10 protein-coding genes are annotated in these 11512 nt (G+C 69.9%); 4 read left to right on the top strand and 6 right to left on the bottom strand.

The window, feature by feature from the left end; all coding sequences use genetic code 11:
- Positions 1 to 9: 9 nt before the first annotated feature.
- The 6 genes from DM992_RS11895 to DM992_RS11870 all read right to left on the bottom strand — a co-directional run bounded on the left by DM992_RS11895 (position 10) and on the right by DM992_RS11870 (position 7397).
- Positions 10 to 336 (bottom strand): DUF2218 domain-containing protein, encoded by a 327-nt coding sequence (locus DM992_RS11895; RefSeq protein WP_034181402.1) that lies wholly within the window; start codon positions 334 to 336, stop codon positions 10 to 12.
- The gene (locus tag DM992_RS11890; protein WP_111016947.1) at positions 333 to 1208 is read right to left on the bottom strand and encodes an isochorismatase family protein; all 876 of its coding nucleotides are present in this window, start codon (positions 1206 to 1208) and stop codon (positions 333 to 335) included. The genes DM992_RS11895 and DM992_RS11890 overlap by 4 nt, the downstream gene beginning before the upstream one ends.
- Positions 1209 to 1256: 48 nt before the next feature.
- Positions 1257 to 2870: a (2,3-dihydroxybenzoyl)adenylate synthase gene (locus tag DM992_RS11885; protein WP_111016946.1), complete on the bottom strand. Its 1614-nt coding sequence runs from the start codon at positions 2868 to 2870 to the stop codon at positions 1257 to 1259.
- Positions 2867 to 4051 (bottom strand): isochorismate synthase, encoded by a 1185-nt coding sequence (locus DM992_RS11880; protein WP_111016945.1) that lies wholly within the window; start codon positions 4049 to 4051, stop codon positions 2867 to 2869. The genes DM992_RS11885 and DM992_RS11880 overlap by 4 nt, the downstream gene beginning before the upstream one ends.
- Positions 4052 to 4100: 49 nt before the next feature.
- Positions 4101 to 6308 (bottom strand): TonB-dependent receptor, encoded by a 2208-nt coding sequence (locus DM992_RS11875; protein WP_111016944.1) that lies wholly within the window; start codon positions 6306 to 6308, stop codon positions 4101 to 4103.
- Between the two features lie 117 nt (positions 6309 to 6425).
- Complete coding sequence (locus DM992_RS11870; protein ID WP_111016943.1) at positions 6426 to 7397, bottom strand: helix-turn-helix domain-containing protein; 972 nt, start codon at positions 7395 to 7397, stop codon at positions 6426 to 6428.
- Between the two features lie 161 nt (positions 7398 to 7558).
- Here DM992_RS11870 and DM992_RS11865 point away from each other — a divergent pair, with 161 nt between their 5' ends.
- Genes DM992_RS11865 through DM992_RS11850 form a run of 4 tightly spaced genes read left to right on the top strand, consistent with a single transcriptional unit; the run spans position 7559 to position 11486 of the window.
- Positions 7559 to 8680, top strand: coding sequence for an ABC transporter substrate-binding protein (locus DM992_RS11865; protein ID WP_111016942.1), 1122 nt, complete (start codon positions 7559 to 7561; stop codon positions 8678 to 8680).
- Positions 8681 to 8702: 22 nt separating this feature from the next.
- Positions 8703 to 9623 (top strand): alpha/beta hydrolase-fold protein, encoded by a 921-nt coding sequence (locus DM992_RS11860; RefSeq protein WP_239511269.1) that lies wholly within the window; start codon positions 8703 to 8705, stop codon positions 9621 to 9623.
- Complete coding sequence (locus tag DM992_RS11855) at positions 9620 to 10684, top strand: iron ABC transporter permease (protein WP_111016940.1); 1065 nt, start codon at positions 9620 to 9622, stop codon at positions 10682 to 10684. The genes DM992_RS11860 and DM992_RS11855 overlap by 4 nt, the downstream gene beginning before the upstream one ends.
- Positions 10677 to 11486 (top strand): ABC transporter ATP-binding protein, encoded by an 810-nt coding sequence (locus tag DM992_RS11850; protein WP_111016939.1) that lies wholly within the window; start codon positions 10677 to 10679, stop codon positions 11484 to 11486. Before DM992_RS11855 ends, DM992_RS11850 begins: the two co-directional genes overlap by 8 nt.
- The last annotated feature ends 26 nt before the right edge of the window (positions 11487 to 11512 follow it).

Below are 11512 nucleotides of genomic sequence, written 5' to 3'. Positions count from 1 at the left end.
CGGGCCGCATCACGCGCCCCGCTCCCATGCGACCACCAGCGCCCGGTTGCGCGCCATCAGCCCCAGGTGCTCGTCCATCACGTACTGGATCTGCTCGAGCTGCTCCGAGGAATCGGCTTCGCAGCGAAGCTGCAGCACGTCGTCGGTGCGCAGCATCCGGCAAACGCCATATGGGAAATCGACGGTCGCGCGATGTTCGTCGAACACGACGGGCACCTTGATCGCGTAGTGCTTGCACAGCTTGAACAGCACGCGGTCGGCCTGCGGCACCGACACCTCCGCCGTGCTGACGAACGGCGCCGGACGGGCATCGGACATCGCCGGACGCGCCGTCATGCGCTCACCTGCGCCGCGCGCTGCAGCACCCGCGTCCATGCGCCAAGCGTCGGCTGCTCTGCGAGCTGGACGAACGTGACGTCGTAGCCTTGCGCGCGCCACCGCTCGACGAGCGTCATCATCCGGATCGAATCGAGCCCGCAATCGACCAGGTTGCCATGCTCGCGCAGGTCGGCGGCAGGCATCCGCAGGCTGCGGGCGACCTGCGCCGCGATCGCGGCGAGCGTCGGTGCCGCGTCGTCCGCTGACGCGACGCCGACGAGCGCGTTCGTGGTCACCGCCATCCCGCAGCGGCCGGCCACGTAGTCGATCGCCATGCGGTGCTCGCGCTCGGAGAAATCCGCGAGCGCGTCGGCGACGAAGAACGGCTGCACGTCGCGCATGAACGCGTCGCAGGCGGTCATCAGACAGCCGATGTGCGCATAGATCCCGCAGATAGCGAGCTGGTCGCGTCCCTGCTCGCGCAGGCGCGTCTCGAGCGGCGAGCGCCGGAATGCGCTGTAGCGCCACTTGTCGAGCACCGTGTCGCCAGGCGCCGGCGCGAGTGCGTCGCAGATCGCCGCACGCGACGGCTGCGCGGTGAGGCCCGGCCCCCACATGTCGGTCAGGAGCGCCCGGTCGGCCGCGGCCTGCGTCGCCGGCTGCGCGGTGTAGTAGACCGGCATCCCGGCCGCATGCGCAAAATCGATCAGGCGGCGCACATGCAAGACGAGCGTCGGCACGGGCGCGGCCGCACGGTCGTAGAAGTCGAGGAAGTAGTCCTGCATGTCGTGCACGAGCAGCGCCGCGCGGTGCGGGTCGAACCGCCAGTTCACTCTGTTCGCCGGCAGCTCGGCCGGCATCGGATAGGAAGCGATTTTCGGAATGGCCATGATGGATTGCATTGGAATGGAGGAATCGACGGGGCGCCGCCGCGCCCGTCAAGCGGCAGCGAGCCGATCCGCGATGTGCTGCCGAAGCGCGCGCTTGTCGATCTTGCCGACCGGCGTTTTCGGGAATGCATCGACGAATTCGATCCGGTCGGGCACCTTGTACGCGGCCACGCCCTGTCCGCGCACGAATCGGACGAGGTCCGCCGCGGCCGGCGCGGGCGCGCCGCGAATCACGTATGCGCAACTGCGTTCGCCGAGATACGGGTCAGGCATCGCGACCAGCGCCGCGTCGACGACGCCCGGATGCGCGAGCAGCAGGTGTTCGATCTCCTCGGCCGGGATCTTCTCGCCGCCGCGGTTGATCTGGTCTTTCGCGCGCCCCTCGACGACGAGCTGGCCGCCCGCCGTCAGGCGGACGCGATCGCCAGTGCGATAGAAGCCGTCCGCCGTGAACGCGCGCGCGTTGTGCGCGGCTGCGTCGTAGTAGCCGCAGATCGTGTACGGGCCGCGCGTCAGCAGATGGCCGACCTCACCGGGTTCGACCGGGCAGTCGTCGTCGTCGACGATGCGGATCTCGTCGTCCGGCGAGAGCGGGCGCCCCTGCGTGGCGATCACCACGTCGCGCGGGTCGTCGAGCCGCGTGTAGTTGACGAGCCCTTCGGCCATCCCGAACACCTGCTGCAATTGCGCGCCGAAGCCGTCGGCCGCGCGCGCCGCGAGCGCGGGATCGAAGCGCGCGCCGCCGACCTGCACGAGTTCGAGGCTCGCGAGCGCGCCGCGCCGCTGCCCGGCCGCGGCCAGCCACACTGGCACGAGCGGCGGCACCAGCGCCGCCACTGTCACGCGCTCGCGCTCGATCAGCGGGAACGCGACGTCGGGGCTCGCGCTGTCGCTCAGCACCACGGTGCCGCCGGCATCGAAGACGCCGAGCGAGCCCGGCGAACTCAGCGCATAGTTGTGCGCGGCCGGCAGCGCCGCGAGATAGACGCTGTGCTCGGTCAGCCCGCAGATGCGCGCGCTCTCGCGCACGCTGTACAGGTAGTCGTCATGCGTGCGCGGGATCAGCTTCGGCGTACCCGTGCTGCCGCCCGACAATTGCAGGAACGCGATCTCGTGCGCGCCGGGCCCCGGCGGGAGCGTGATGTCGGGCGTCGCCTCCGGCAGCGCGACGCGCGTATTGCCGGGCGCCGTGAACAGCACGTGACGCAGTGTTGGCGCATCGGCGCGGATCTCGCTCGCGAGCGCCCGGTAGTCGAACCCGTCGTACTGCTCCGCCGCGACATAGGCGAGCGCGCCCGCGTGCCGGCAGAAGTAGCCGATCTCGCGCCGGCGATGCGCGGGCAGCGCGAACACCGGCAGCGCGCCGATCCGGAACAGTGCGAACGTCACCGCGAAAAATGCGACGCAGTTCGGCAGTTGCACGACGACGCGGTCGCCCGGCACGATCCCGCACGCGGTCAGCGCGCGGGTCGTGCGTTCGGCTTCCGCCGCAAACGTCCGGTACGACCAGCGCAGGTCACCCTGTACGAGCGCGATGCGTTCGCCGTGCCGCGCGACACGCTCGCCGAACCATTGCGCGAACGACTGACCGAGCCAGTACCCCTTCTGCCGGTACGCGCTGGCGAACGCGTCCGGCCAAGGCGTGCAGTTCGCGGACGTCATGCAGCCTCCCGCGCGGCGCCCGATGCGGCATCTCGATCGATATCGAGCGCATCCAGCATGGTCCGGAACTTGGCGGCGGTTTCCGCGCGTTCGCCGTCGGGCGTCGATTCGGCGACCACGCCCGCGCCCGCATAGAGCCGCAGCGTGCGGTCGAACGCTTCGGCGCAGCGAATAGTGACGACCCACTCGCCGTCGCCGTGCGCGTCGACCCACCCGAGCATCCCCGCATAGAAGCCGCGATCGAACGGCTCGGCATCGCGAATGCAGTCGCGCGCCGCCGTGCGCGGCGCGCCGCAGACGGCGGGCGTCGGATGCAGCGCAAGTGCGAGTGTCAGCGCATCCGCGTCGGTTTCGCCGCACACCTCGGTCGACAGATGCCACATCGTTTCCGTATGGACGAGCGACGGGCGCGCCGGCACGTCGAGCCGCCGGCACAGCGGCGCGAGGCTGTCGCGCACGGCTTCGACGACGACCCGGTGTTCGTCGAGATCCTTCGCGGACGCCAGCAGCGCCTGCGCGCGACGCCGGTCCTCGACCGGATCGCGGCTGCGCGGCGCGGAGCCTGCCAGCGGATTCGCGCGCACGATGCCGCCGAAGCGGTTCACGAGCAGTTCCGGGCTCGCGCCCAGCAGCGTGCGGCCCCCGCCGAGATCCACGGAGAACGTATAGCCGTGCGGATTGCACGACGCGAGTCGCGTAACGAGCGCCGCAACGTCGACCGGCGCGTCGCCGGTCGCCTCCAGCGTGCGCGCCAGCACAACCTTGTCGAGCTCGCCCGCGCGAATCCTGGCGACCGCCTGCGCGACCGCGTCCGCATAGGCATCCGACGACGGCACCTCGCGCGTCGCGTAGCGCGTGCCGGCCGGGCCGGCTGCCCGCAGCGCGCCGAGCGGCCGCGCGCGCAGCATCGTGCGCGCGACCCGCAGCGCGGCCGGTGTGTCGACGTCGAACGGCACAGCGCCGACTACCGCCGCACCCATGCGGCCGTCGGCCCGCTCGCGGCGCAACGCGTCGTTCACGCGCGCCGCGAGCGGCGCGTCCGCATGCGGGATCGCCGCCGCAACATCGCAGGCCAGCAGCGTATGCGCCGGCGTTGCGAGAAACAGCGGGGCATCCGCCCGATACACATCCCACACGTTATGGATTACTAATAGTTCGTCAGGCCGGGAAATCGCATTCATGACATTGCCTCCAGATTGAACGAGCCGGCGCGGCGCGCCGGCCATGCCGTCACATTTCGGCGGTCAGACTGACCGCGATGCGGCGCCCCTGGTCGACGAGCCAGTTGCCGCTCAGCCCGGTCGTGCGCGTGCGATCGTCGATCGGCACCATCTTGTTGGTCAGATTCAGCACCGCGAAATTGACGGAGAAACGCTTGTCGATCCGGTAGCGCCCGCCGAGATCGAAGGTCGTCGTCGACGGCCGCTCGCGCACGCCCTGCGCACCGTTGCGGAACGCGGCCCAGTATTCGCTGCCGATATAGTTCGCCGTCGCGTAGAGATCGAGCTTGGCTGTCGGCGTCCAGTCGACCTGCACGTTGAATTTGTGCTTCGGCGTCTTGTCGAGCGGATAGCCGTCGAGCGAACTGCCGTTGAACGCCTTCTCGCCGCTGCCTTCGCGGCGCGACTCGGTCAGCGTGTATGCGCCCGACACCTTCAGCGTGCGCGACAGGCGCGTGCCCGCGCCGATCTCGAGCCCGTACAGCTTGACCCGGTCGATGTTGTCGTACACGTAGATGTTGCGGCCCGGCGAGCGCGGATCGGGCTTGCCCGTGTCGTAGCTCGCCACCTTGTTCTTGAACAGGTTGTTGAACAGCGTCAGGCCCGCGTACGTGTCGCCCAGGTCGTAGCGCACGCCGAGCTCCTCGGTCAAGCTCGTCTCCGGCTTGAGTTCCGGATTGCCGCACAGCGTACCGGGCGTCGCGCCCGCCGCACCGCCCGACGTCATGCAGTAGCCGGCCGTGCTCTGGCGCAGCGACGGCGGCCGGAAACCGGTCGATACGCCGCCGCGCACCGTCCACGCCCGGCTGAGCTGGTACACGCCGTAGATGCGCGGGCTCACGTGGCTGCCGTAGCGGTCGTCGTGATCGAGCCGCACGCCGGTCGTCAGCGTGAAGCGGTCGTTGAAGAAGTAGTCGTTCTCGCCGAACAGCGCCCACGCGTTGCGTGTGACACGATCCGCATTGGCCCCGTGCCCTTTCGGCACCGCGTCCTGCACGCTGACGCCCGACAGCCGTGACCAGATGTGCTGGCCGCCCACGGTCAGGATGTTGCGCTCGCCCCACCACGGGATCGCGGCCTTGGCTTCGAGGATCGTGTCGGTCAGTGCGGGCCTCGCCGGCAAACGCCCGGCCGGCGTCCACTGGTCCTGCACGCCGCGCTCGCCGTACAGCGATACCGTCGTGTCGCCGAAGCCCCAGCGGCCGTCGTGCGTGATGCCCCAGTAATCACGGATATGACGCGTCTCCGTGAGCGCGGTGGCCGCCGTGCGCGGCGTAAGCGGCGCGGCGCTCTTGCCCGGCGTGCTGAGATAGGTAAGCTGCTCGCGCCCGATATTGACGCTCACGTCCTGGTTGCTCGCGGGTTTCGCGGACAGTTTCACATCGAAGCTGCCGATCCGCTGCCCGTTCGCCCCGCTCGTTCCGCTGTTCGGGTAGTAGATGTCGTCTTCGCCGCGATGCAGGAGACGCCCCGACGCCTGCAGCCCGAGCACGTCGGATTTCAGCGGACCGCCAAGCCAGAAGTCGACGCTCTGCGTGTCGCCCTGGTTCGATTCGAGCTGCCACACGCTGCCGGCCGTGATCGTGCCGCCCCAGCGCTTCGGCACCTTGCGCGTGATCACGTTGATCACGCCGCCCATCGCGTCGGCGCCGTACAACGACGACATCGGCCCGCGCACGACCTCGATCCGCTCGATCGCCGACAGCGGCGGCATCAGGTTCGACTGCACGCCGGCCGTGCCGCGGTTCATCGTTTCGCGCGTGTTCTGGCGGCGGCCGTCGACGAGGATCAGCGTGTACTCGCCCGGCATCCCGCGAATCGAGATGTCCTGGTCGTTCGGCGAAGCACCGACGACGCTCACGCCCTCGACGTTGGCGACGATCTCGGCGACGGACGTGTACGGCTTCGCGTCGATGTCTTCCCGGCTGATCACCGAAATGCTCGCGGGCGCCTCGCGGATCGCCTGGTCGCGGCGGCTCGCCGTGACGACGATCTCCTTCAGCGCGGCCGGATCGGCGGCAGCCTCCGGCGGCGCGGATCCGGCCAGCTTGGCCCGGTCGTCCGGTCCGGCGGCGGCGGATCGGGCAGCGACAGAGGACGCCGCGGCGGGTTCCGCCGTTGGGTCAGGCGTCTGCGCCCACGCGCACGACGCGCCCATCAGATACAGGCCGGCAACGACGACCGGCTTGAATGCAAAGCTTGCAGCTTGATTCGACATGGTGGCGCTTTCGATGTTTCATGATGTGATTGATTCTCATTCTTATTATTAAACATGTAATCAACCGAAATCTTTGCGTAAGCATCGAAGTCGTTTGAGCGCCGTCGCCGGCCGTCGTCAGCGCCGGTCGCTGCGTCGCGCCAGCGTCGGCGTGACGCCGAAGCGGCGCTTGTAGGCCGTCGCGAAGTTCGCGGCGCTCGTGTAGCCGGCCAGCGCCGCAGCCTGCTTGACGCTCACCGCATCGCGCTCGAGCGCGAGCCGCGCGCGCTGCAGATGATGTTCGCGGACGAAGTCGAACACGGTCGTGCCATAGGCCGCGCGGAACTGGCGCTGCATCGCGTTCGCGCTCATCCCGGCGTGCCGCGCGATGTCATCGAGCGACAGTTCCTGCGCCGCGTCGCTCGCGAGGAACGCGCGCAACTCGGCCATCCGCCGATAGTCGCGCGAACCGAGCGACGCGTCCGCCGTCTGCGCCGCACCGGACTCGAGCGGCGTGAAGGCCTCGGCGAGCAGTTCGAGCACGCGACTCTCCAGATAGATCGCCTGCAGCATCGGCTGATAGGCGGGCGGCCGCACGATCTGTTCGGCGAGCGCCGTCGCACGCGGCGTCGGCTGCCAGAAGCGGATCGCGAGATGCGCGGACAGCATCGCGTCGAGCCGTTCCGGCAGGACGCCGCGGCTGGCCGCCTGCAGATGGCCGAGCCATTCGCCCGACATCGCGAGGCTCAGCCGCCGCGCGTAACCGCCCTTGCTGAGCCGCCTGCGGAACGTGTCCGGCTCGACCGCATTGAGCAGGAACGACTGCATCCGCACCGCGGGCCGCGCGGCTTCGCGGTCCGTGCGGCCGGTGCGCCGCCCGTCCGTCGTCAACACCACGCGCCGATCGCCGTACGACACGTCGAGCGCACCCTCGAGCAGCAGCACGAGATGCAGGCCCTGCGAACACTGCCCCGACATCACGGCGTCGAATTCGTCGGTTGCGTCGTCCGAATGGATCCGCAGCCCCGGTCGCACCTCGCGGATCCGCGCGACGTGCGCGTCGTGTCGATAGCGATCGGAATGGGAAGCGGCTGGCGTCAGCGCTGTCATGTCGTCATACCCCCGCGCACAGGCCTCTTGCGCCCGCGCAAACTATTTTGGTGTTCGATCAAATGGCCGATGCCCCTGTCACGGCCTCGGCTCGGCTACAATCAAATGCGAATCGTTCTCATTTATATCGTATCGGGAGTCGCGTGAAAAAAACAAGCGGAATGTGGGCCATGTTGGGTGTATCGCTGTGCGGCTGGCTCGTGATGCATGCCGCGCAGGCGGACACGACGACCGTCACCGACCTGGCCGGGCGGCAAGTCCGGATTCCTGCGCGCGTCGAGCGCGTGCTGCTCGGCGAGGGTCGCCTGCTGCCGGCGCTGGCGGTGGTCGACGGCGACGATCCGACGCGCCGCCTCGTCGGCATGATGGGTGATTTCGAGCAACTCGATTCCGCAAGCTACACGCAATGGCTCGCGCGCTTCCCGCGCCTGAAGGACGTGCCGCGCATCGGACGCTCGCAGTCCGGCAGCTTCAGCGACGAGCGCGCGCTCGCGCTGCGTCCGCAGGTCGCGATCTTCGGGCTCGGCGGCGGCCACGGCCCCGGCGAGCGCGATCGCGAAACGCTCGCGCGGCTCGAGGCGGCCGGCGTCGCGATCGTGTTCGTCGACTTCCGGCACGACCCGCTCGCCAACACGCCGCGCAGCATCGCGCTGCTCGGCCAGGTGCTCGGCTCGCCGCAGCGCGCGACGGAATTCAACGCGTACTGGCAGCAGCAGCTCGATCTCGTCCGCACGCGGCTCGCGACCGCGCGCCCGGCCGCGCCGAGCGTGTTCCTCGAAAGCCGCGTCGGCCTGTCGGGCGACTGCTGCGACACGATGACCGGCATGATGGGCCACCTGCTCGACGCCGCCGGCGGCAACAACGTCGCGAAAGGCCGCGTGCCCGGCGAGCGCGGCACGCTGAACCCCGAATACCTGCTGAGCCGCCAACCCGATTTCTACATCGGCACCGCGATCGGCTCGCTCCAGACACTGCAAAGCGCGCCGCAACGCATCGCGCTCGGCGCCGGCGTGCCGCACGACGCCGCCGTCCGTTCGCTCGACCGGTCGCTGAAGCGGCCGCAGATCGCGCCACTGCGCGCGGTCCGCGAGCGGCGCGCGTATGCGATCTGGCATCACTTCTATAATTCTCCGTTCAACGTCGTCGCCGTGCAGGCGATGGCCAAGTGGCTGCATCCGGCGTTGTTCGCCGATCTCGATCCGCGCACCACGTTCGACACGATGGTGCGACGCTTCCAGCCTGTTCCGCTGCAAGGCGAATACTGGGCGCAGGAAGGGTCCTGACATGCGGATGCCCGCCTCCTCCATGCGCCGCTCCCTGCTCGTCGCCGGATTGGCCGGCCCGCTCGGCGGCCGGCTCGCGCCCGCGCGCGCCGCCGATGCGCCTGCGTGGCCCGGCCTCGACGCCGCACTGCCGGTCGTCGTGCCGAACAGCCGCCAGTTCGACGTGACGATCGCCGGCCGCACGCGGCGTCTGTTCGTCTCGCTACCGGCCGAGCGTTCAGGCTCGGCGCCCCATCCGGTGCTCACCGTGCTCGACGGCAATGCGCTGTTCCCGCTCGCGGCGCAGCTCGTCCGCAATCTCCGCGCGCGGCCCGACGGCGCGCGCGACGCCGAAGCCGTCGTGATCGGCATCGGCTATCCGGTCGACGGGCCCTACGACATGGCCGCACGCGCGGACGACTACACGCTTGCGCCGTTGCCGAACGGCCGCGGCGTCGTCGCGGACCGCTTTCTCGACTTCATCGAGCACGACATGCAGCCGTGGCTCGCCCGCCAGTTGCCGGTCGATCCCGAGCGGCAGACGCTGTTCGGCCACTCGTACGGCGGCCTGCTGACGCTGTACGCGATGCTCACGCGCGCGCACCTGTTTCGGCGCTACGTGGCCGCGAGCCCGTCGATCTGGTGGGGCGAGCGCGCGCTGCTGCCCTATGCCGACCGGTTCGCCGCGCAAATCGCCCCGCTCGCACCACCGCTGAGCGTCCTCGTGACCGCAGGCAGCCTCGAGGAAGGCGCTCCAAACCCCGACGCCGAACGGATGCGCCGCCAGCAGGCACGCAAGCAGGTCAGTTCCGCCCGCGACTTCGTCGCGCGCGTGGGTGGCCGCCCAGGGCTCGACGCCGCGTTCCGGCTGATCAACGGTGAGGATCACGGCGGCGTCGTGCTGCCGAGCCTCGTGCTTGCGTCACGCGTGGTTGTCGAGCCTGCGTCCGGAGCGGCCGCATGAGCACGACGACACCCGTTTCGCCTCCGTCGCTGCGACTCCGCTACCGCGCGGTCGCCGCGCGGCGTGTCGGTGCGCTGGCCGCACTCGCATGCGTGCTCGTCGCGCTGCTCGTCGTCGATGTCTCGACCGGCCCGTCGTCGTTTCCGGTCGCCGACCTGGTCGGCGGCCTGTTCCGGCCCGACGGGCTGCCGCTCGAACAGCGCGTGATCCTGTGGGACGTGCGCCTGCCGTATGCGCTGATGGCCGTGCTCGTCGGTGCGTCGCTCGGGTTCGCCGGCGCCGAAATGCAGACCGTGCTGAACAACCCGCTCGCGAGCCCGTTCACGCTCGGCATGTCGGCCGCCGCAAGCGTCGGCGCGTCGCTCGTCGTGATTTCCGGCTGGCACCTCGTGCTGTGGAACGAGAACGTCGCGCTGTCGCTCGGCGCGTTCGCGTGCGCGAGCGTCGCGACGCTGCTGATCGTCTGGCTCGCGTGGCGCCACGGCGCGTCGACCGAAACCGTCGTACTGTTCGGCATCGGCCTGATGTTCAGCTTCGAGGCCCTGCTGTGGCTGCTGCAGTTCATCGCCGACGCGAATGCGCTGCAGCAGATCGTGTTCTGGAGCATGGGCAGCCTGGCCCGCGCGACGTGGGGCAAGATCGCACTGCTGACCTGCGTGTTCGCCGCCTGCGCGCTGTGGGCGAGCGTCGACGTTGCGTCGTTGACGGCGCTGCGCGCCGGCGACGAGCAGGCGCGCAGCATGGGCATCGCGGTCGAGCGGCTGCGGCTCGTCGCGCTCGCGCGCATCAGCCTGCTGTCCGCGACGGCGCTGTCATTCGTCGGCACGATCGGCTTCGTCGGCCTCGTCGGGCCGCACGTCGCGCGGCTGCTGGTCGGCGACGAGCATCGCTACTACCTGCCGGGCGCGGCGCTCGCCGGCGCGATCATGCTGGCCGGCGCGTCCGTGCTCAGCAAGACGCTGATCCCCGGCGTGACACTGCCGATCGGCATCATCACCGCGCTGGTCGGCGTGCCGTTGTTCATGTTGCTCGTCAGCCGGCGCAGGAGGCTCGATGGCTGAGTCGATGCTGCATCTCGACGCGCTGTGCGTCCGCTACGGCGCCCGGGTCGTGCTCGACGGGCTGTCGCTCGCGCCGGTAGAGCCGGGCACGACGATCGGGCTGCTCGGGCCGAACGGGGTCGGCAAGTCGACGCTGCTGCGCGCGCTGGCGCGGCTCGCGTCCGCGACCGGTCGCGCGGCATTCGGCAGCCTCGACCTGCTATGCGGGTCGCGCCGCGAACACACACGGCAAGTCGGCTATCTGCCGCAGACCTTGCCGCAACCGTCGTCGCTGCTCGTGTACGAAGCCGTGCGCAGCGCGTTGCGCGCCACCTGCGGCGGCCTGTCCGACGCGACGCGCGACCGGCGTTTGCAACAGGTGTTCACGCGGCTGCGGCTGCACCCGCTGGCGATGTCGTCGCTCGACCGGTTGTCGGGCGGCCAGCGGCAGATGGTCGGGCTCGCGCAGGTGCTCGTGCGCGACACGCCGCTGCTGCTGCTCGACGAACCGACCAGCGCGCTCGACCTGCGCTGGCAATTGCTCGCGCTGGAGGCGGTCGGCGAAGCGGCCCGCCGGCGCGGCGCGATCGTGCTGATCGCGATGCACGACCTGAATCTCGCATCGCGTTTCTGCGACCGGCTCGTGCTGCTGAGCGCCGACGGACTCGTCGCGGACGGCGCACCGGCCGACGTGCTGACGCCGCCGAACCTGCGACGCGCGTACCGTGTCGATGCAAGGGTCGAGCGCACGGCGTCGGGCGATTATGTCGCGCTGGCGGAGCGAGCGATTCCGGACGAGCCGGCGCTTGCTTGCGACGATTGAGCGATTCAGCGATTCAGCGCTTGAGC

It is taken from the genome of Burkholderia sp. JP2-270 (assembly GCF_003233675.1).
GTDB classification, from domain to species: domain Bacteria; phylum Pseudomonadota; class Gammaproteobacteria; order Burkholderiales; family Burkholderiaceae; genus Burkholderia; species Burkholderia pyrrocinia_C.
Note: the sequence above shows the minus strand (reverse complement) of the source record. Positions and strands in the feature narration are given on the sequence as shown.

Excerpts from the sequence above, each read along its gene's own strand:
- DM992_RS11895 (WP_034181402.1), bottom strand. The coding sequence starts at position 336 with ATGACGGCGCGTCCGGCGATGTCCGATGCCCGTCCGGCGCCGTTCGTC.
- DM992_RS11890 (WP_111016947.1), bottom strand. The coding sequence starts at position 1,208 with ATGGCCATTCCGAAAATCGCTTCCTATCCGATGCCGGCCGAGCTGCCG.
- DM992_RS11885 (WP_111016946.1), bottom strand. The coding sequence starts at position 2,870 with ATGACGTCCGCGAACTGCACGCCTTGGCCGGACGCGTTCGCCAGCGCG.
- DM992_RS11880 (WP_111016945.1), bottom strand. The coding sequence starts at position 4,051 with ATGAATGCGATTTCCCGGCCTGACGAACTATTAGTAATCCATAACGTG.
- DM992_RS11875 (WP_111016944.1), bottom strand. The coding sequence starts at position 6,308 with ATGTCGAATCAAGCTGCAAGCTTTGCATTCAAGCCGGTCGTCGTTGCC.
- DM992_RS11870 (WP_111016943.1), bottom strand. The coding sequence starts at position 7,397 with ATGACAGCGCTGACGCCAGCCGCTTCCCATTCCGATCGCTATCGACAC.
- DM992_RS11865 (WP_111016942.1), top strand. The coding sequence starts at position 7,559 with ATGTGGGCCATGTTGGGTGTATCGCTGTGCGGCTGGCTCGTGATGCAT.
- DM992_RS11860 (WP_239511269.1), top strand. The coding sequence starts at position 8,703 with ATGCGCCGCTCCCTGCTCGTCGCCGGATTGGCCGGCCCGCTCGGCGGC.
- DM992_RS11855 (WP_111016940.1), top strand. The coding sequence starts at position 9,620 with ATGAGCACGACGACACCCGTTTCGCCTCCGTCGCTGCGACTCCGCTAC.
- DM992_RS11850 (WP_111016939.1), top strand. The coding sequence starts at position 10,677 with ATGGCTGAGTCGATGCTGCATCTCGACGCGCTGTGCGTCCGCTACGGC.